This is a genomic window from Streptomyces sp. NBC_00358 (genome assembly GCF_036099295.1).
Lineage (GTDB): Bacteria > Actinomycetota > Actinomycetes > Streptomycetales > Streptomycetaceae > Streptomyces.
The window spans coordinates 7,709,552-7,729,233 of the sequence record NZ_CP107976.1 but is presented as its reverse complement, the minus strand read 5'-3'; the positions used below and the strand labels follow the sequence as shown (position 1 = coordinate 7,729,233).

The window sequence follows — 19,682 nt, the reverse complement described above, 5'->3', positions numbered from 1 at the left end:
CGGTAACGGGGCGCTCCATCTGCGGATGGGGCGCCCCTCTCGCGTTCAGTGCGTGTGGCCCGTCCCCTTTCCGTCGTCACCGAGATCGGGCGGCTCGCAGTAGTCGACGCCCGATTCCGGGGAGACGAGGTCTCCGGATTCGATGTCGGTGCAGTAAGCGTCGAACACCTCCCCGGCGGTGAGGGGTTCCAGGTCCTCCCCACGCAGTCGCCATCCGTAGACACGGTCGGTGCTGTCGGGTGCGGTGGTGCGCATGACGAGTCCGCTGGCGCTGCGGGTCGCGATGCCGAGGGCCAGGACGGTGGTGAATTCGAGGGCTTCGGATTCGTCGAGGCGTGTCGTGCCTTCCGCGCGGTCCTCCGCCCGGAGCACGGCGACGAGTGTGTCGGGCGCTGTCGAGACGCTGCACACGAGATGGAGGTCTCCCGGGCCCGCGGTGTCGATGACACGGGTGAGGAGGTGGGCGGCGCGGATGAAGGAGGCGCGGCCGATGTCCTCGCCGCAGGTCGCGCAGGTGCCGATGCGGGCCAGGAATGTGGTCGCGTACTCCCAGGTGGCCCGGCGGACCGCTTCGTCGACCAGGTCCGGGAGCAACTGGTCGAGGGGCTGTCCGTCGTAGGGAACGGTGGGGCCGGTCGCCGCCAGTTGTGCGGTGAAGCGGGTGCGGCTCGCCGGGGTGTCGGGCTCCAGGCCGCTGTCCACGCAGTACTCGGCGTACTCCTCGGGGTCGAAGAGCGCCACCGTCGTGTGGCTGCCCTGGGCGGCGAGGGTCTTGAGCAGGGCTTCGACCTGCCGAAGATAGGTCGTGTGGTCCTCGAAGGCGAAGGTGCGGTAGCGCCGCATCGCCCGGAAGTCCTGTTCGTCGGTCAGCAGGCCGATCGTGCCGGCGATTTCGCGGCGCAGTACGCGTCGCATGGTTCGGTGCTCGGTGTTTGGCATTCTTCCCCCTGCGCACAGTCGATCAATGCTCACTCACAGTAACCGGCGGCACTGACAATGCGGGTCGCGGGAGTCGGTCGCGCACGATGCGATGCTGGAACATGCAGGTCACGGCTATGGTCGCGCCGAACAGCGTCCAGCCGAGGGGGCCCGTGGCGATGGCCGCGGTGACGGCGAGTGGCCCGATGCTGCGTTGCGCGGCCTGTGCCAGTCCGTGGACGCCGAGATAGGAGCCCTGGGCGGTGTCGGGGGCGAGGGCCACGGACAGTTCCCAGGAGACGGTGGCGTGGAGCATCTCCGCCACCGTGAAGGTGACGGCTCCCGCGGTCAGGAAGAGGGTGACCGCCATGGCTCCGCCCGTCGCCGAGAGCGCCATGGCGACACCGCCGAGGGCGAAGAAGGCGGAGAGCGGTATGAGCAGTGCGCGGGCCGCGGCCGTGGTGGCGCCGAGCCGGGCCAGGGGGACCTGGAGGGTCACGACCATCACGTTGTTGAGGACCATCAGCAGCGGCGCGAGGCCGTGGGGAGCCTGGTCGGAGTGGGCGATGGCCAGGGGCAGCCCGACCTTGAACACGGCGTCGTCGAGGAACAGGACGGTCTCGGTGGCGACGTAGGCGAGGTAGGCGCGGTCGCGCCAGGGACTGGCGGCTCGGGCCGCGGGGGCGGGGTCCTTCGATGTGGCGATCGTCCGGGTGACCGAGGGTGGTTCGCCGCAGCGGGCGGTCGCGAGGGCGGCGGCCACGAACGAGAGGGCGTCGCCCGCGAGCAGCCACTGGTACGCGGCGGTGGTCCCGATGGTGAGGGCGCCGGCCGCGGCGAGGCCGCCCAGGGCCCAGCCGGCGTTGGCGACCGTACGGTTGACGGCTTGGTAGCGGACGCGGTCGGGTCCCGAGACGCGGGCCGCGTAGAGCTTGGTGAGGACGCTCGCGGCACGGTCGCCGAAGCCGCCCGCTGCGGAGAACACCACGAGGAGGGCGTAGTTGTCGGTGGTCAGCAGCGCGAAGGAGGCGACGGCGCGCAGGAGTTGGAGGGCGATCAGGAGATGGGTGAGCGGCAGGCGGTCGGCCATGCGCCCGCCGAGCGGCGCGCCCGCCATGCCGACGGCGCCGGCCGCGGCCACGAGGGTGCCGATCTGGGTGACCGAGAGGCCGGTGACGTAGGTGAAGTACAGGACGGAGACCGATGCCCACAGGCCGCTGCCGATGCGGTCGACCAGGGCGATCCAGAGCATTCTTCGGCCGTCGGGGCCTCCTGGAATGCGTGTCGACCATGCCGCTGCGCGATGCGTCGGACTCACTGCTCCCCCTTGCGCCGGATTATGTATTGATACATAATCTTCTACGTGGCAACACAATATTCGATCACTGGGACGACGGCCAAGGGAATTGCCGCGTCCGTCGAACGCGGCGTGGCTGAAGGCGCCTTGGAGCCGGGTACGGCACTGCCTCCGGTGCGCGGCCTCGCCGACCGGCTCGGCGTCAGCCCGGGGACGGTCGCGACGGCGTACAAGGAACTGCGGCAGCGCGCGATCGTGGTGACCCGCGGGCGCGGTGGGACCGTGGTCGCCGCCGCGCCCGCGGTGGCGTCACGGCGGCCGCCGCGCGTGCCGGACGGTCTGCGCGATCTGGCGGGCGGGCATCCTGACCCCGCACTGCTTCCCCGGCTGGTGCCGCCGTCGCGGCTCTCCCCCGGCGCGCGCTCGCATCGCAGCACGCCGCGTCTGGCACGGCTGGAGGAGGCGGTGCGCGGCTGGCTGGCGCCCGACGGGGTTCCGGCCGAGCACGTCACGTTCGCTCATGGTGCGCTGGATCTGATCGGGCGGCTGCTGTCGGTGGAGCTGCGTCCCGGGGACGCGGTCGCGATGGAGGATCCCGGCTACCACCACCTGCTGGACCTGGTCACGGCCCTGGGACTGCGCACGGTTCCGGTCGCGGTGGACGACCGGGGCATCCGCCCGGAAGCCCTGCGTGCGGCTCTACGGGCGGGGGTACGCGCGGTGGTGTGCAGTCCGCGGGCGCAGAATCCCTGCGGCGGCAGCTTCTCGGACGAACGGCGGGACGCGCTCGTCGACGTACTCCAGGAGGAGCCCGATGTGCTGGTCGTGGAGAACGATCACGCGTCGTCGGTCGCTGACGCGCCACTGCGCACGCTGACCTCGGGAGGGCTGAACCGCTGGGTTCATGTGCGCACGGTGAGCAAGTTCCTCGGGACCGATCTGCGGTGGGCGGCCGCCGCCTGTGATCCGACGACACTGGCCCGGCACGACGGTCGCCTTCTGCTGACGTCGGGCTGGGTCAGTCATCTGCTGCAGGAGACGGTGCACGGGCTGATGACGGACGAGGACACGCACGCGTTGGTGGCGCGCGCCCAGGAGACGTACGCGACGCGTCGGAACGCGCTGCTCCGTGAGTTCGCCGACCGCGGTCTGGGGGCCCACGGGGTGAGCGGGTTGAACGTCTGGGTACCCGTGCGGGACGAGTCCGCGGTCGTGAACGGGCTGCGTTCGTACGGATGGTGGGTCGCGGCGGGCGCGCGCTTCAGGACGTCGGCCGCGGCCGGCGTGCGTATCTCGGTCGCGGAACTCCCACCCGCGGACGCCGTGCGCCTGGCCTCGGACTTCGCCGCCGTGCTGGGCGAGTCCGAGGCCACCTACGGTGGCTGATCAGCCGCGCGCGCGGGCCAGCTCTTCGTAGAAGCGCAGGAGTTCGACGTTGTCCACGGAGCCGACGTTGACGGCCTTCTCCATGGGGGCGCCCTGGAGCAGGCGTTTGACGGGCACTTCGATGCGCTTGCCGGTCAGGGTGTGGGGCACTCCGGGTACTTCGATGACTTCGTCGGGCACATGGCGCGGGGAGAGCTGTTCACGGATCGTCCCCTTGATGCGGTTCAGGAGATCCTCGTCCAGGACGGCACCGGGGGCGAGGTGGACGAACAGCGGCATCCAGTAGCCGCCGTCGGGCTGCTCGACACCGATGACGAGCGACTCCTTGATCTCCGGGAGTCGCTCGACGGCTTCGTAGATGTCGGCCGACCCCATGCGCACGCCCTGCCGGTTGAGCGTCGAATCGGAGCGTCCGTGGATGACGACCGAGCCTCGTGAGGTGACGGTGATCCAGTCGCCGTGGCGCCACACTCCGGGATACGTGTCGAAGTAACTGTCGTGGTAGCGGCTGCCGTCGGGGTCGTTCCAGAAGCGGATGGGCATCGACGGCATCGGATTGGTGACGACCAGTTCGCCGACCTCGTCGGTGAGGGGCTTTCCGCTGGGGTCCCAGGACTGCAGGTCGGTGCCGAGGCCGGCGGCCTGGAGTTCACCGATGTACACCGGGAGCGTCGGTACCGCACCGGCGAAGCAGGAGCACACATCGGTGCCGCCGCTGACGGAGGCGATCCACAGGTCCTCGCGGACCTCGTCGTGCAGCCAGCGGAATCCGTCGGGGGGCAGCGGTGAGCCGGTCGTGGCGACGCACCGCACCCGGGCGAGGTCGAAGTCGCGCGCGGGGTGGACGCCCGCCTTGTGGCACGCCATGACGTACGCGGCGGACGTGCCGAAGAGGGTCGCTCCCGTGCGTTCGGCGATGCGCCACTGCGCGCCCGTGTCCGGGTAACCGGGGCTGCCGTCGTAGAGCACGATCGTGGTGCCCGTGAGCAGGCCGGAGACGAGGAAGTTCCACATCATCCAGCCGGTGGACGTGTACCAGAAGAAGCGGTCCTCGGGGCCCAGGTCGCAGTGCAGGCCGAGCTGCTTGAGGTGCTCGACGAGGATGCCGCCCTGGGACTGGACGATGGCCTTGGGGAGGCCGGTCGTGCCGGAGGAGTAGAGCACCCACAGGGGGTGGTCGAAAGGCACCTGCTCGAAGACGGGCTCCACGTCGGCGGAGGTCAGGGCCGACCAGTCCAGGGCGCCCTCGGGTGCCTCGGTGCCCAGCAGCGGGATGTGCACGACGGCGCGCAGGGTGGGCAGTTCACGGCGCAGTTCGGCGACCGTGTCACGGCGGTCGTGCTCCTTGCCTCCGTAGCGGTAGCCGTCCACGGTGAACAGGACCACGGGTTCGACCTGCTGGAAGCGGTCGAGGACGCTGCGGGCGCCGAAGTCGGGGGCGCAGGAGGTCCAGACCCCGCCCACGGCCGCTGTGGCGAGCAGGGCGACCACGGCCTGGGGGATGTTCGGGAGATAGCCGCTGACGCGGTCTCCCGGGCGGACGCCGATGCCGCGCAGTTCGGCGGCCAGGGAGCCGACCTGGCGGCGCAGGTCGGACCACGTCACGGGGACGGACTCGTGGGTCTCGTCGACATACAGGAGGGCCGGTTCGTCCGCGCGGGTGTCCGCGGCGCGCAGGGCGTGCTCCGCGTAGTTGAGGGACCCTCCGGGGAACCATTGCGCACCGGGCATGGACCGGTCGCCGAGCACGCGCGCGTAGGGGGTCGAGAACCGTACGCCGAACCACTCGGTGACAGCTTTCCAGAAGGTGTCCAGCTCATCGACCGACCAGCGGTGCAGTGCCTCGTAGCCGCCGTCGGACGGGGCTCCGTGCCGTTCGGCCGCCCAGGCCTGGAACTTCGTGACCTGCGCCTGGGCGATGACCTCGTCGGTCGGCTGCCAGAGCGGCGAGGGGTTCGTGGTGGACATGGGGCGGCTCCCGGACTGTGCGCGTCGTGTGCGTCGGTCGCGCACGAGCGGGGGTGTGCGCGTCACGCGGCTGACACGGACGATGCCATGTGATCGACTTCTGCACCAGGGCACGCCGCACATAGTCGGCGACATGAAGATGTGGTGTCGCTACAGGTGAACGGCAGTTGAACGGCTCACTGATCAGGCCCCCGTAGTGGCAGGGTGAGCGGCATGGACGGTCGTGACCTGGTGCGTTCGGTGAAAGCGGTCGGCTCGGGGGGTGCCACTCAGAGGTTGCTCACGGTACGGGCCGCGTGGCGGAGGAGGCGTGCCGACGCGACCGGGTTGCCGCAGCGGGGCGCGGAGCGCGCGCGGGTCCCCGGGCCGGTGCTCGGGGTGGAGCCGGGCCCCGGGGGCGGAGTCGTCCGCTTCACCCGCTCGGAGCTGCGGATCACGGTCACCGTGGGCGGAGCGGTGTTCTGGGGTTGGGACGCGGTCGCGCCGGAGCCGTCGTACGCCCTAGCCGGCCGCTGCCCTGAGCCGGACCCGAGAGCCCTTCTGGAGCCGGACAAGGACGGCGGCTGGCGGGTCGTGGCCGAACGGGTCACCGTGGTGGTCTCACGGCACGGCGCGATCCAGGTGCTCACCCCAGGTGGAGTGGTCCTGCGTCGCGATCTGCCGCCCCGGTGGTGGGAACCCGTCGACGGTGGCGCGGCCCGCTGGATGCAACGCTCCGAAGTGGCGGCCGACGCCCGTTTCTTCGGTCTGGGCGGGCGGGCGGCGGGGTCCCGGCTGCGCGACGGGACGTACCGGCTGTGGAACACCGATCCCGGACGGGCGTTCGAACCGGGCGACGATCCGCTGTACCTCACGATGCCCGTGCAGATGGTGGTCGCCGACGCGGCTACGCATCTCGTGTTCCACGACACCACGTGGGACGGCACAGTGACCTTGCGCGAGGGCAAGGAGGGCGCCGGTTCCGGGCACGACCGCGCCGGATCGTGCGAGCTGCGCATGGACGGCGGCCCGCTGCGCTACTGGGTGATGGTGGGGACTCCCGCGCGCGTGCTGCACTCCTGGGCGTCGCTGACCGGTGCCGCCGCGCTGCCGCCCGCATGGGCACTGGGTTACCAGCACGCGCGATGGGGCTTCGGCAGCGAGCAGGAGGTACGGAGGATCGTCGCGGGCTACCAGGAGCGGGGCCTGCCGCTGGACGCCGTGCATCTGGACATCGACCACTACGACGCCCACCAGGTGTTCACCGTCGATCGGGACAGGTTCCCGAAGCTTCCCGTGTTCGCCGACGAGCTGCGGCGGGACGGGATCCGTCTGGTGTCCATCGTCGATCCCGCGGTCAAGGCCGAGCCGGGCAACGCCGTGTACGACAGCGGTCTCGCCGAGGACGTCTTCGTCCGGGAGGCCTCCGGACAGCTTGTGCGGGGGGTCGTCTGGCCCGGAGAGTCGGTGTATCCGGACTTCACGGACCCACGGGCGCGTGCGTGGTGGGGCAGGCTCTACGAGGAGCGGCTGGCGCAGGGGTTCGCGGGGTTCTGGCACGACATGAACGAGCCGACGTCGTTCACGGCCTTCGGGGAGCCGACGCTGCCGCGCTCGGCCCGGCACTCCCTGGAGGGCCGTGGCGGTGATCACCGCGAGGCGCACAACGTGTACGCGCTGGGCATGGCCCGGGCCGCCTACGAAGGGCTGCGTGAACTCGCGCCCCAGGAGCGGCCGTTCCTCTTCTCGCGCTCCGGGTGGGCGGGACTCCAGCGCTACGGAGGGACCTGGTCCGGGGACGTGGCCACCGGCTGGCCCGGGTTGCGGGCGTCGTTGTCCCTGGTGATGGGGCTCGGGCTGTGCGGCGTTCCCTACTCGGGACCCGATGTGGGCGGCTTCGACGGCAGCCCTTCACCCGAGCTCTACCTGCGATGGTTCCAGCTCGGGGCGTACCTCCCGCTCTTCCGTACCCACGCGAGCCTGCGAGCCGGGCGCAGGGAGCCATGGGAGTTCGGGGACGAGGTGCTGGGGCACGCGCGCGTGGCGCTGCTCGAACGACGGCGGCTGCTCCCGTACTTCGTGACGCTGGCGCACACCGCGCGCCGCACGGGCGCCCCGTACGTCCGCCCGCTGTGGTGGGGCAATCCGGAGGACCGGGCGCTGCGCGACTGCGAGGACGCCTTCCTGCTCGGCGACAGCCTCCTCGTGGCGCCCGTACTGGAGCGAGGGGTGGGCCGGCGGGCCGTCCAACTGCCGCGCGGGCGCTGGTACGACACGGTCACCGAGGAGGCGTACGAGGGGCCGGCGCAGGTGCTGGTCGACGCCCCCCTGTCGCGCGTTCCGGTGCTCGCGCGGGCCGGTACCGTCCTGCCCGTACGCGGCGGCGACGGCCGTCTGGAGCTGGAGGCGTGGGCGCCCGCGCGCGGGCGCAGCGGAGGCGGCCTGGTCGTGCCGGACGCGGGCGACGGGTGGGAGGAACCGGAGGCCGAGCGCTACGTGACGCGCTGGGAAGGCGACGAGGTGCTGGTGCGACGGGCCGACGGCTCGGGAGGTCTCAGCGAGCCGTCGCGTCCCGTACGGGTGCGGGGTCTGTAGCCGAGGGCTTCCCGGCCGTCAGATGTACCGTCCCTCGAACCAGGCGCGGGTCGCCAGGGTGTGGAGCGGAAAGGCGAGTTCGGCGGGCCGGCGCAGCAGATGCCAGCCTTCCGTCTCGTCCGTGGCCACGGACTGCGGCAGGTCGGCGGCGGGGCGTTCCGGGAGGAGTCCGAAGAGCAGCAGATGGCCCGCGGGCGAGCTCATCGCGTCGGCCAGCCGCACCTCCCTGCTCGGCGCGTCGATGCCCGTCTCCTCCTTGAGCTCCCGCACGACGGCGTGCCGCCAGTCCTCCCGGTGGTCGATGAATCCCCCGGGCAGAGCCACTCCCCCGCGCGCGGGGAGGATGGTCCGGGTGATGACGACCAAGGAGGCGCCCATGTCGTCGTAGACGGGCTGCAGAGCCACCGCGACCGGCAGAGGGTTGCGGTAGGCGACCGTGCCGCAGGCGGCGCAGGTGCGGGGCCAGCCGGAGATTCCCTCTCCGTAGGCGGCGCCACAGCTCGAACAGTGCGATCCCGGCGCGAAGTCGGCGGGTGGGTGCGGGGTTGCGGACACGCCGCGGACTGTAGCCGATCACCGGACGGACGTCTTCAGGACGGACGACTTCAGGAAGACGACTTCAGGGCGGGTACTACGGGGTGGGCCTTGAGGAGTGTGAGGAGTGGGCATGACGGGTGAGCACTGGGGCGTGGTGGTCGAGCAGTTCGCGCTGCGCGCGGTGGCCGGGACCACCCCCGTGGGTCCCGGCCACCCCGGCAGGTACTCCGACGCCCGAATGGTGCCCTTCGGTTCGCCGAGAGGCCCTGCCCAATTCCCGTCGCCCGTGACACACTTCTGACGACCCGTCAGATCAAGTGTCGTGGAGGGACCGTGTCGCACACACGCACACCTGTCGTCGAGGGGTGGTTCACCGGGGAAGGGAACGACTTCCGCCTGCTCGGCACCCGTTGCTCGACGTGCGCCGCGGTGTTCTTCCCGCGCGAGGACACCTTCTGCCGCAATCCCGGATGCGCGGGCGGTGAGCTGACCGAGATCCCCCTGTCCCCCCGCGGCCGGGTCTGGTCGTACACCGACAGCCGGTACCGACCTCCGTCACCCTATGTGACCGATCCGGAACTCTCATGGAAGCCCTACGCGTTGATCGCTGTGGAGCTGGAATCCGAGCGACTCGTGGTCCTCGGCCAGGCGGCTCCCGGGATCACCGTCGCCGATCTGGCGGTGGGCATGGAGGTGGAGGTCGTCCCCGGTGTGCTGCACGAGGACGCGGAGACGACCTGGACGACGTGGCACTGGCGGCCCACTGCGGTGACGGCACGAGCGGCGAAGGACGGGGGGTGGTGACGGCATGACAGGCGATGTGGCGGTGCTCGGCGTGGGAATGCACCCGTGGGGCAAGTGGGGACGGGGTTTCGTCGAGTACGGGGTCGCGGCGGCACGTGCGGCACTGGCCGACGCGGGCATCGACTGGCGCGACGTCGGCTCGATCGTGGGAGCGGACACCGTGCGGGGCGGCTATCCGGGGTATGTGGCGGGGGCGACGTTCGCGAAGGCGCTGGGATGGCAGGGGGCACGCGTCGCGAGCGTGTACGCGGCGTGCGCGTCCGGAGCGCAGGCACTCGATGCGGCACGTGCGCAGATCCTCTCGGGCCTGGCGGAGGTGGTCCTCGTGGTGGGCGCGGACGCGGCACCCAAAGGCTTCTTCCGACCGGTCGGCGGGGACCGGCCGGACGATCCGGACTGGCTGCGCTTCCGGGTCCTCGGGGCGACGAATCCGACGTACTTCGGGCTGTACGCGAGGCGCCGGATGGCCCTCTACGGCGACACTCCGGAGGACTTCGCACAGGTCAAGGTGAAGAACGCGGCACTGGGCTCACTCAACCCCAACGCCCGCTACCGCAAGCGGGTCACGGCCGAGGAGGTCGCCGCGTCGGCCGTGGTCGCCGACCCTCTGCGGCTGCTCGACATCTGCGCGACCTCCGACGGCGGGGCGGCCGTGGTGCTGGCCGGGATGGAGTTCGCACGCCGGCACGGGGCCCGCGAGCCGGTGCGCATCCGCGCGGTGTCGACCGTGACGCCGCGTTACCCCAACACCGTGCTGGATCTGCCGGACATCGCCACGGACTCCGCGGTCGCGGTGGAGCCCCCGGCCGGGACGTTCCGGGCGTCCATAGCGCAGGCCGCCTACGAGGAGGCGGGCATCGGGCCCGAGGATCTCTCGGTCGCCGAGGTCTACGACCTGTCGACGGCCCTGGAGTTGCAGTGGTACGAGGACCTCGGGCTCTGCGGTGAGGGCGAGGGCGCCAAGCTGCTGCGGGAAGGCGCCACGGCACTCGGCGGGCGCATACCGGTGAACGTCAGCGGCGGGCTCGCCTCCTTCGGAGAGGCGGTTCCTGCGCAGGCCATCGCCCAGGTGTGCGAGCTGGCATGGCAACTGCGGGACAGCGCGGGTGACCGACAGGTCACCGGGGCCAGGGTGGGAATCACCGCGAACCAGGGGCTGTTCGGACACGGTTCCTCGGTCGTGGTGGTGCGGTGAACGCTGCGGTGCTCCTTGCCGACCGCGCCGGACCGTCGTCCGGACGCTCGCACGAACCCACTGTGACGACCGCGGAATCCTGTGTGAACACCTCATGAATCGCCCACCGGCGTACGACGACGGCGACACCATGCTGCTGTGCCCTCCTGGACGGATACTGTCCGCTTCGCCTTCCAGCCGGTCGTCAATCTGACGACCGGAGGGGTCGCGGCGCTGGAGATACTCGCCCGTCCGGAGTCCGGAGACATCCTGGCGCAGGCCCGCCGCGACCCCGAACTCGACGGCCGGCTGGCCGCGTTGGCCATCCGGGCCGCCGCCCGAAGAGAGACGTTGCTGCCCCTGCACGTCAACGTGTTCGCCGGAACCCTGGCCGATCTCGGCGGGCTCTCGGCACTGCGGAACGAAGTACGGGAGGCGGGCCGGCTGCCGTGGGAAGTCACCGTCGACGTCGGCCCGCCGTACACGCACGTGCCCCAGCACGCCCTGCTGGAGGCGGTGGCCCAGGTGCGCGCCGATGGCTTCCGGATCTGCGCGGACGGGGTCGGGGACGGCGACGTACCGCTGCGCCTGCTCACCGATCTCGCGCCCGAGCTGATGAAACTCGACGTGTCCCTGCTGTCGCGGCCCGCCGCGGTGCGCGCGATGCGGACACTGTGCGAACAGCTCGGCGCGCTGCTGTCCGTCGAAGGCGTCGAGACGGAACTGCAGTGCGCCGCCGCGGTGTCGGCGGGTGCGCAGCTCGCGCAGGGCGAACTCTTCGCGCCGCCCGCCCGGCTGCCGTCGGCGGACGTATACGTTCCGGCCCTGTCGCCCGGCGTCCGCGCCGCGTCCCGGTCCGGGCCGTCCGTACGACAGTTCGTACGCCCGGCCGCGCTGCTGCCGACGACCGCGTCGGCCGGACAGGTCAGGGCTCTGCTCACCGGTTCACCCGACGTCTCCGGGGTGTTGCTCGTGGACCCGTCCGGGACTCCGGTCCGGTCGGTGCACCGGTCACGGTTCCTGCTGTCGATGTCCGGGCGCTACGGGCACGCGCTGTACGCCGACCGGCCGGCCGTCAGGCTCGGTGACGCGCCGCGCACGGTCGGCGTCGACGCCACGGCCTGGGAAGTGCTCGACGTCGTCGCGGACGGGGACCGGGACCGTACGTCCGACGATGTCGCGGTCGTCGACCGGTACGGGCGGTGTGTGGGCGTCGTACGTCTCGCGGACCTCGTACGGGCGCTGTCCGAGAGCCGGGTCGAGGAGGCCGCGGGGCTCAACCCGCTGACCCGGCTGCCCGGTTCGGACGCGATCACCGGGGAGGTGGACCGGCGGATCGCCGACGGCCGGGTGTTCACGCTGAGCTGGCTGGACATCGACCACTTCAAGCAGGTCAACGACGGAGCGGGGTTCGCGGCCGGCGACGAACTGATCCGCGCGGTGGGGCGGGCGCTGCGGCTCGCGACACCCGAGGCGACGCTCGTCGGGCACATCGGCGGCGACGACTTCCTGGTCCTCGCCGACCCGGACACCCTCGATCCGCTGGCGGCCTCGGTGCTCGACACTCCCTGGGCAGCGGGCGGCCGGGCCGTCACCCTGTCGCTGGCCACGGTGCTGTGCGCCCCCGGCAGCGTCATCGACCACCGGCAGGCTGCCGCCTCTCTGGCGCCTCTCAAGCAGGCCGCCAAGGCCCTGGACGGGGCGAGTTGGGTGCTGGGGCGAGCGGGACTGCCCGGTCATGAGATCCGGCGTGGCACGGGGGCTGTGCGCATGGCACCGTACGGGCAGACGCTGACCGGCTGACCGGCTGACCGGCTGACCGGCTGACCGGCTGACCGGCTGACCGGCTGACCGGCTGACCGGCTGACCGGCTGACCGGCTGACCGAGGATGGTCCGCGCGTGCGGCGTCGGAGCTCCGCCCCGCCGTGTCCTCTTTGCGCCCTTGAACCGTTGCAGTCCGCTGCCTTGACGCCCCCTGAGCGCCGGTGAACACTTCCGGGTGTCAGTCGGCATCGCCGCAATTGGGCGTCTTCAGGCACCGCACCGCTCGGGTCTCCGACCTGTACCCAGGCCGTCCCCCGCGGGCGATTCCGCTGCGACGGCACGCTCGTCACGGACGCCGAGCGGGGCGCGGGATCTCCCTGCCTTCGGCTGAAGTAGCCATGGGAAACGCACCCTGCACGGTGGCCCGGAGCGGATCGCCCCGGGCGTGAGCCTAGGAGCCGCCATGAGCAACGGAGACATCTTTGTCGGCGAGTTGATCGGCACCGCGATCCTGATTCTGTTCGGCGCGGGGGTGTGCGCCGCCGTCACCCTGAACAAGTCCAAGGCCCAGGGAGCGGGCTGGATCGTCATCGCCTTCGGGTGGGGCTTCGGCGTCCTCGCCGGCGCCTACACCTCGGCGCCACTGTCCGGAGGACAGATCAACCCGGCCGTCACCATCGGATTCGCGATCGAGGGATCGACGAAGTGGTCGGACGTACCCTTCTACCTCCTCGGGCAGTTCGCGGGCGCCATCGTCGGGGCGGTCCTGTGCTGGCTGCTCTACCTCGGCCAGTTCAGCCTCAACTCAGAGGAGGACAAGGCCATCGAGACCTTGGGGATCTTCTCCACACGCCCCGAGATCGACAACCCGGTGCAGAACCTGATCACCGAGATCATCGCCACGGCCGCCCTGATGCTGCCCATCCTCGCGCTGGTCGGCGGCGGCAAGCACGTCGCGGGCATCGGCGACGCGGGCCTGCCGGTCCTGCTCATCTCCTTCCTCGTGGTGGGCATCGGCCTTTCGCTGGGCGGTCCCACGGGGTACGCCATCAACCCGGCCCGCGACCTGGGGCCGCGCCTCGCCCACGCGCTGCTGCCGATTCCCAACAAGGGCACCTCGGAGTGGAGATACTCCTGGATTCCGGTGGTCGGCCCGATCGCGGGTGCCGCCATCGGCGCCGGGATCTACAACCTGGCCTTCTGACGAAACGCCGCCACCCCGATGGCGCGGCCCCCTCAAGTACGGCCTCCTGAAGTACGGCCTCCTGAAGAGAACGCAGCCTCCTGACGAAGAGCACGTAAGGGGACGACATGACGGACAACGCCGAGAAGTACGTCGCCGCAATCGACCAGGGCACCACCTCCAGCCGCTGCATCATCTTCGACCACGGCGGCGCGATCGTCGCCGTCGACCAGCGTGAGCACCGCCAGATCTTCCCCAAACCGGGCTGGGTGGAGCACGACGCCACCGAGATCTGGTCCAAGGTGCAGGCCGTCGTGGCGGGAGCGATCGCCAAGGCCGGGCTGCGTGCCGACCAGTTGAGCGCGCTCGGTATCACCAACCAGCGCGAGACGACGGTCCTGTGGGACCGCGCCACGGGCAAACCCGTCCACAACGCGATCGTCTGGCAGGACACCCGGACCTCGGCGCTCTGCAACGAACTGGGCGGCACGGACGGCCAGGACCGCTTCCGCGAGCACACCGGCCTGCCTCTGGCGAGCTACTTCTCCGGACCCAAGGCCGCCTGGCTGCTCGACAACGTGCCGGGCCTGCGCTCCCGCGCCGAGCGCGGTGAGATCGCCTTCGGCACCATCGACTCGTGGCTCATCTGGAACCTGACCGGCGGCACCGACGGCGGGCGGCACGTCACCGATGTGACCAACGCCGGGCGCACCATGCTGATGAACCTGGAAACGCTCCAGTGGGACCCGTCCATCCTCTCCGCGATGAACATCCCCGAAGCGGTGCTTCCCGAGATCAGGTCCTCCGCCGAGGTGTACGGCACCGCCGTGGGCCAACTCGGCGGCGTCCCCGTCGCGTCGGCGCTCGGCGACCAGCAGGCGGCGGTCTTCGGGCAGGCCTGCTACGACGTGGGCACGGCCAAGAACACGTACGGCACCGGCAGCTTCCTGCTGCTGAACACCGGCAACAGGCCCGTTCCCTCGAAGAACGGGCTGCTGACGACCATGGGGTACAAGATCGGCACCGAGGCTCCGGTCTACTGCCTCGAAGGATCGATCGCGATCACGGGCGCGCTGGTGCAGTGGTTCCGGGACCAGTTGGGCATCATCCGTTCCGCCGACGAGATCGAAACACTGGCGGCGAGCGTCGAGGACAACGGCGGCGCGTACATCGTGCCCGCCTTCTCGGGCCTGTTCGCCCCCTACTGGCGCTCGGACGCGCGCGGGGTGATCACCGGCCTCACGCGGTACGTCACGAAGGCGCACCTCGCGCGCGCGGTCCTGGAGGCGACGAGCTGGCAGACGCGTGAGGTCGTGGACGCCATGTACCAGGACTCCGGGGTGCAGATCACCACCCTGAAGGTGGACGGTGGCATGACCAAGAACAATCTGCTGATGCAGCACCAGGCGGACGTCCTCGGTGTTCCGGTGATCCGTCCGAAGGTCTCCGAGACGACCTGTCTGGGTGCCGCGTACGCGGCCGGGCTCGCGACCGGGGTGTGGAACGACCTCGACGAACTGAAGTCGCACTGGCAGAAGGACGTCGAGTGGACGCCGTCCATGGAGGCCTCGGTGCGCGACAGCGAGTACCACAACTGGCGCAAGGCGGTGGAGAAGAGCTTCGGCTGGCACGACGACGCCATCGGCTGACGCTTCGCGGCCGGAGTGTCGGCTCGGGCGCGCGAGGCGTCGGCGCGGGTGACGCGCCGACGCGAAACGGGTGTCCACGCGCGCGTGGGTCCGGCGTCGACCACGCGCGTGCATGACCGCGGCCCGTACCCCAGTCGGTGGGGGTACGGGCCGCACCTGTGCGGGGCGAGGACGGGCGACGCCTCGGGCGTGTCAGGTCGTGACGGCCTCGCGCAGGGCCGCGGCGTACGCCATCGCGTGCTGGACGACGCGGATGAGGACCTCCTTGACCGACTCCCGGTCCCTCGCGTCGCAGAGGACGACCGGAACACCCGGGTCGAGGTCGAGGGCCACGCGGACGTCCTCGGCCGGGTAACGGGAGGACTCCTCGAAGCAGTTGACGCCGACCACGAAGGGTATGGAACGCCGTTCGAAGTAGTCGACCGCGGCGAAGCAGTCCTCCAGGCGGCGGGTGTCGGCGAGTACGACGGCCCCCAGGGCGCCCGTGGCGAGCTCGTCCCAGAGGAACCAGAAGCGGTCCTGGCCGGGGGTCCCGAACAGGTAGAGCACCAGGTCCTCGCGCAGCGTGATCCGGCCGAAGTCCATGGCGACGGTGGTGGTGTGCTTGCCCTCCACGCCGCTGATGTCGTCGATGGGCCGGCCCGCCTCGGTGAGGAGTTCCTCGGTGCGCAGCGGCTTGATCTCGCTGACGGCGCCGACGAGGGTCGTCTTGCCCACGCCGAAGCCGCCCGCCACCAGGATCTTGAGCGTGACGGGCTCGACCGGAGGCTTGCCGCGCTCAGAACGCCCGAAGATCATCGATCTCTTCTCCTGCTTGATGGGGGTCGTGCGGCGGTGGGCCGTAGCCCCCGCCGCCGGGGGTTTCGATGACGAGTACGTCGCCGGGGCCGACGTCGGCCGCGTCGCTTCCGCGGAGTTCCGTGACGGTGCCGTCGGCGCGCTCCACCCGGTTGACACCGAGAGCGCCAGGCTCGCCGCCCGCCATGCCGTACGGCGGCACCCTACGGTGCTGGGAGAGCGTCGACACGGTCATGGGCTCCAGGAACCGGATACGGCGTACGGCGCCGTCGCCGCCCCGCCAGTGTCCCTGGCCTCCGCTGCCGCGGCGCACCGCGAACTCGTCGAGCCGCACGGGCAGTCGCCACTCCAGGACCTCGGGGTCCGTGAGCCGTGAATTGGTCATGTGGGTCTGTACGGCGGGCGCGCCCGGGAAGCCGTCGCCCGCGCCCGATCCCGAGGCCACGGTCTCGTAGTACTGGTGGCGCTCGTTGCCGAACGTGACGTTGTTCATCGTGCCGGAGCCCTCGGCCTGCACACCCAGTGCCGCGTAGAGGGCTCCGGTGATCGCCTGGGAGGTCTCCACATTGCCGGCGACGACGGCCGCCGGGGGTTCGGGGGCGAGCATCGACCCGGGCGGCACGACGATGCGGAGGGGGCGCAGACAGCCGTCGTTGAGCGGGATGTCGTCGTCCACCAGGGTGCGGAAGACATACAGGACCGCGGCGTTGACCACGGCGAAGGGCGCGTTGAAGTTGGTGCTCAGCTGGGCGGACGTACCCGTGAAGTCGACAGTGGCGGAGCGCGCCCGGTGGTCCACCGAGACACGGACACGGATGACCGCCCCCGAGTCGGTCTCGTAGGCGAACTCGCCGTCCTGGAGTGTGTCGATGACGCGGCGCACCGCTTCCTCCGCGTTGTCCTGGACGTGCTTCATGTACGCCTGGACGACGTCGAGCCCGAAGTCCTCGATCATCCGGGCGACTTCGTCGACGCCCTTCCGGTTGGCGGCGATCTGCGCACGCAGGTCCGCGAGGTTGGTCTGCGGATTGCGGGAGGGATGCGGCGGCCCGGTGAGCAGCGCCGATGTCTCCGCTTCACGGAAGCGGCCGTTCTCGGCGAGCAGCCAGTTGTCGAAGAGGACGCCCTCCTCGTCGATGGTCCGGCTGTTCGCCGGCATGGAGCCCGGGGCGATGCCGCCGATCTCGGCGTGGTGGCCGCGCGAGGCGACGTAGAACAGGATCCGCTCACCCTCCGTGTCGAAGACCGGAGTGATCACGGTGACATCCGGAAGGTGGGTGCCGCCGTGGTAGGGATCGTTGACGGCGTAGGTGTCGCCCGGCCGCATGGTGTCCCCGCGCCGCCGGACGACCTCCTGCACGCTCGTCCCCATCGAGCCCAGGTGGACGGGGATGTGCGGGGCGTTGGCCACCAGGCTGCCGTCGGGGTCGAACAGGGCGCAGGAGAAGTCCAGGCGCTCCTTGATGTTGACCGACTGGGCGGTCGATTCCAGCCGGGCGCCCATCTGTTCCGCGATGGACATGAAGAGGTTGTTGAAGACCTCAAGGAGAACGGGGTCCGCTTCCGTGGCGAGATCGGAACTCTCCGTGACCGCCGCCCGTTCCATGACCAGATGCCCGTCGTCGGTCGTCACGGCCCGCCAGCCGTCGTCGACGACGGTCGTGGCGCCTGCTTCGGCGATGATCGCGGGTCCGGTCACGGTCTCACCGGGCGGGAGTTCCGCGCGGCGGTGCAGGGGCACGTCGTGCCAGGAGCCGCCCGTGTGGAGGCGGACGGTCCGCGCGGTGACCGGGCCGGATGCGGGGGCGGCCTCATAGGGGGCGAGGACTGAGAGATCGGGGGGTTCGGTGAGACCGGTGGCTTCCACGGAGAGGGCTTCGACGACGACCGGACGGTCGAGGGTGAAGGAGTAGGTGGCGCGATGGCGTTCTTCGAAGGCGTGGGTCATGGTGTCGGGCTCGGTCAGCTCGACGGTCAGCGCTGTGTCGGTGCCGTCATAGCGGAGCTGGGCCCGGCGGGTGATCCGGATGCGGTGCTCGGGGACGTCCTCGGCGAGGAGTTCGGCGCGGGCCGCGCCCTCCAGATCGTCGGCGGTCTTGAGGACGGCGGGCATCGAGGACGGTTCGAGGGGCGCCTCGACGGACTGTTCGCGCATGGCTGTCGTATCGGCGAGTCCGATGCCGAGGGCGGACAGGACGCCTGCCATGGGCGGGACCAGGACGCTGCGGATGCCGAGGGAGTCGGCGACCATGCACGCGTGCTGGCCGCCCGCGCCGCCGAAGGTGGTCAGCGCGTAGCGGGTGACATCGTGGCCCTTCTGTACGGAGATCCGCTTGACGGCGTTGGCGATGTTGGCGACGGCGATCTGCAGGTAGCCCTCGGCGACCTGCTCGGGCGTTCGGTCGTCGCCGGTCCTCTCGCGGATCTCGTGCGCGAGGGCGGTGAACCGGTCGCGGACCAGGTCGCCGTCGAGGGGCTGGTCCCCGCCGGGGCCGAACACCTTCGGGAAGTGGGCGGGCTGGATGCGGCCGAGTGCGACGTTGGCGTCGGTGACCGTCAGCGGGCCGCCGTTCCGGTAGCAGGCGGGTCCGGGGTCGGCACCGGCCGAGTCGGGGCCGACGCGGTAGCGGGAGCCGTCGAAGTGGAGCACCGATCCGCCGCCCGCCGCGACCGTGTGGATGTCCAGCATCGGGGCGCGCAGCCGGACCCCGGCGATCCGGGTGATGAAGGTCCGTTCGTACTCTCCGGCGAAGTGGGAGACGTCCGTGGACGTACCGCCCATGTCGAAGCCGATGACGCGGTCGAAGCCGGCGAGCTGCGACATCCGGGCCATGCCGACGATGCCGCCCGCCGGTCCGGACAGGATGGCGTCCTTGCCGCGGAACTGACCGGCCTCGGCGAGGCCACCGTTCGACTGCATGAACATCAGCCGTACGCCCCGGAGTTCGGTGGCGACGCGCTGGACGTAGCGGCGCAGCACGGGCGACAGGTACGCGTCGACGACGGCCGTGTCACCGCGCGGCACCAGCTTCATCAGTGGGCTGACCTCGCTGGAGAGGGAGATCTGCGGGAAGCCGACGCGGGCGGCCAGCTCGCCCACGGCCTGTTCGTGGGCGGGGTGGAGGTGACTGTGCAGACAGACCACGGCGACCGCGCGGATCCCGTCGTCGTACGCCTCCTGGAGGGGAACGGCGAGTGCGTCCAGATCGGGGGCTCGCAGGACGGTGCCGTCGGCGGCGATGCGTTCGTCGACCTCGATCACCCGCTCGTGGAGCATTTCGGGAAGTTCGATCGCGCGGGCGAAGATGCTCGGGCGGTTCTGATAGGCGATGCGCAGGGCGTCGCGGAAGCCCCGGGTGATGACGAGGAGCGTGCGTTCGCCCTTGCGTTCCAGGAGGGCGTTGGTCGCGACGGTGGTCCCCATGCGGACGGCGTCGACCCGGGCTCCCTCGGCGTCCCCTTCGCTGTCGAGGAGTTCACGGACGCCCGCGACGGCCGCGTCGGCGTAGCGGGCCGGATTGTCGGACAGCAGCTTGTGCGTGAGCAGCCGGCCGTCGGGGTGCCGCGCGACGATGTCCGTGAAGGTACCGCCCCGGTCGACCCAGAACTGCCAGCCTGTCACGTCTGTT

General features: G+C 70.9%; 14 protein-coding genes. 8 read left to right on the top strand and 6 right to left on the bottom strand.

Translation table 11 applies throughout. The features are described from left to right. Positions 1–45: 45 nt before the first annotated feature. Together OHT01_RS33050 and OHT01_RS33045 are read right to left on the bottom strand one after the other, a co-directional pair. Complete coding sequence (locus OHT01_RS33050) at positions 46–939, bottom strand: hypothetical protein (protein ID WP_328556764.1); 894 nt, start codon at positions 937–939, stop codon at positions 46–48. A 22-nt stretch (positions 940–961) separates the two neighbouring features. After that, entirely contained in the window at positions 962–2,170 is a 1,209-nt protein-coding gene (locus OHT01_RS33045) for an MFS transporter (protein WP_328556763.1), read from the bottom strand. A 111-nt stretch (positions 2,171–2,281) separates the two neighbouring features. On the opposite strand from OHT01_RS33045, the gene OHT01_RS33040 reads away from it, so the two are divergent. Further along, positions 2,282–3,601 carry an aminotransferase class I/II-fold pyridoxal phosphate-dependent enzyme gene (locus tag OHT01_RS33040; RefSeq protein WP_328556762.1) on the top strand — a complete coding sequence of 440 codons (1,320 nt, stop codon included), beginning with the start codon at positions 2,282–2,284 and terminating at the stop codon, positions 3,599–3,601. On the opposite strand, the gene OHT01_RS33035 is transcribed toward OHT01_RS33040, so the two are convergent. Further along, the gene (locus OHT01_RS33035; protein WP_328556761.1) at positions 3,602–5,569 is read right to left on the bottom strand and encodes an acetoacetate--CoA ligase; all 1,968 of its coding nucleotides are present in this window, start codon (positions 5,567–5,569) and stop codon (positions 3,602–3,604) included. A gap of 213 nt (positions 5,570–5,782) precedes the next feature. Here OHT01_RS33035 and OHT01_RS33030 point away from each other — a divergent pair, with 213 nt between their 5' ends. Beyond that, complete coding sequence (locus OHT01_RS33030; RefSeq protein WP_328556760.1) at positions 5,783–8,143, top strand: glycoside hydrolase family 31 protein; 2,361 nt, start codon at positions 5,783–5,785, stop codon at positions 8,141–8,143. An 18-nt stretch (positions 8,144–8,161) separates the two neighbouring features. Here OHT01_RS33030 and OHT01_RS33025 read toward each other — a convergent pair whose 3' ends face one another. Further along, positions 8,162–8,698: an NUDIX domain-containing protein gene (locus OHT01_RS33025; RefSeq protein ID WP_328556759.1), complete on the bottom strand. Its 537-nt coding sequence runs from the start codon at positions 8,696–8,698 to the stop codon at positions 8,162–8,164. 112 nt (positions 8,699–8,810) lie between these two features. Here OHT01_RS33025 and OHT01_RS33020 point away from each other — a divergent pair, with 112 nt between their 5' ends. From OHT01_RS33020 to glpK, 6 genes are all read left to right on the top strand, one after another. Next, a complete protein-coding gene (locus tag OHT01_RS33020) occupies positions 8,811–8,981 on the top strand; it encodes a hypothetical protein (RefSeq protein ID WP_328556758.1) in 171 nt (56 codons plus the stop codon). A 32-nt stretch (positions 8,982–9,013) separates the two neighbouring features. After that, a complete protein-coding gene (locus tag OHT01_RS33015; RefSeq protein WP_328556757.1) occupies positions 9,014–9,484 on the top strand; it encodes a Zn-ribbon domain-containing OB-fold protein in 471 nt (156 codons plus the stop codon). A gap of 4 nt (positions 9,485–9,488) precedes the next feature. Then, positions 9,489–10,679 carry a lipid-transfer protein gene (locus OHT01_RS33010; RefSeq protein WP_328556756.1) on the top strand — a complete coding sequence of 397 codons (1,191 nt, stop codon included), beginning with the start codon at positions 9,489–9,491 and terminating at the stop codon, positions 10,677–10,679. A 138-nt stretch (positions 10,680–10,817) separates the two neighbouring features. Further along, positions 10,818–12,461 carry a GGDEF domain-containing protein gene (locus OHT01_RS33005; protein ID WP_328556755.1) on the top strand — a complete coding sequence of 548 codons (1,644 nt, stop codon included), beginning with the start codon at positions 10,818–10,820 and terminating at the stop codon, positions 12,459–12,461. A gap of 425 nt (positions 12,462–12,886) precedes the next feature. Beyond that, the gene (locus OHT01_RS33000; protein ID WP_328556754.1) at positions 12,887–13,627 is read left to right on the top strand and encodes an MIP/aquaporin family protein; all 741 of its coding nucleotides are present in this window, start codon (positions 12,887–12,889) and stop codon (positions 13,625–13,627) included. Positions 13,628–13,734: 107 nt separating this feature from the next. Further along, complete coding sequence (glpK, locus tag OHT01_RS32995; protein ID WP_328556753.1) at positions 13,735–15,255, top strand: glycerol kinase GlpK; 1,521 nt, start codon at positions 13,735–13,737, stop codon at positions 15,253–15,255. Between the two features lie 192 nt (positions 15,256–15,447). On the opposite strand, the gene OHT01_RS32990 is transcribed toward glpK, so the two are convergent. Next, positions 15,448–16,053, bottom strand: a complete 606-nt coding sequence (locus OHT01_RS32990; RefSeq protein ID WP_328556752.1) for a GTP-binding protein — start codon at positions 16,051–16,053, stop codon at positions 15,448–15,450. Further along, positions 16,034–19,675: a hydantoinase B/oxoprolinase family protein gene (locus tag OHT01_RS32985; RefSeq protein ID WP_328556751.1), complete on the bottom strand. Its 3,642-nt coding sequence runs from the start codon at positions 19,673–19,675 to the stop codon at positions 16,034–16,036. Before OHT01_RS32985 ends, OHT01_RS32990 begins: the two co-directional genes overlap by 20 nt. Positions 19,676–19,682 lie beyond the last annotated feature (7 nt).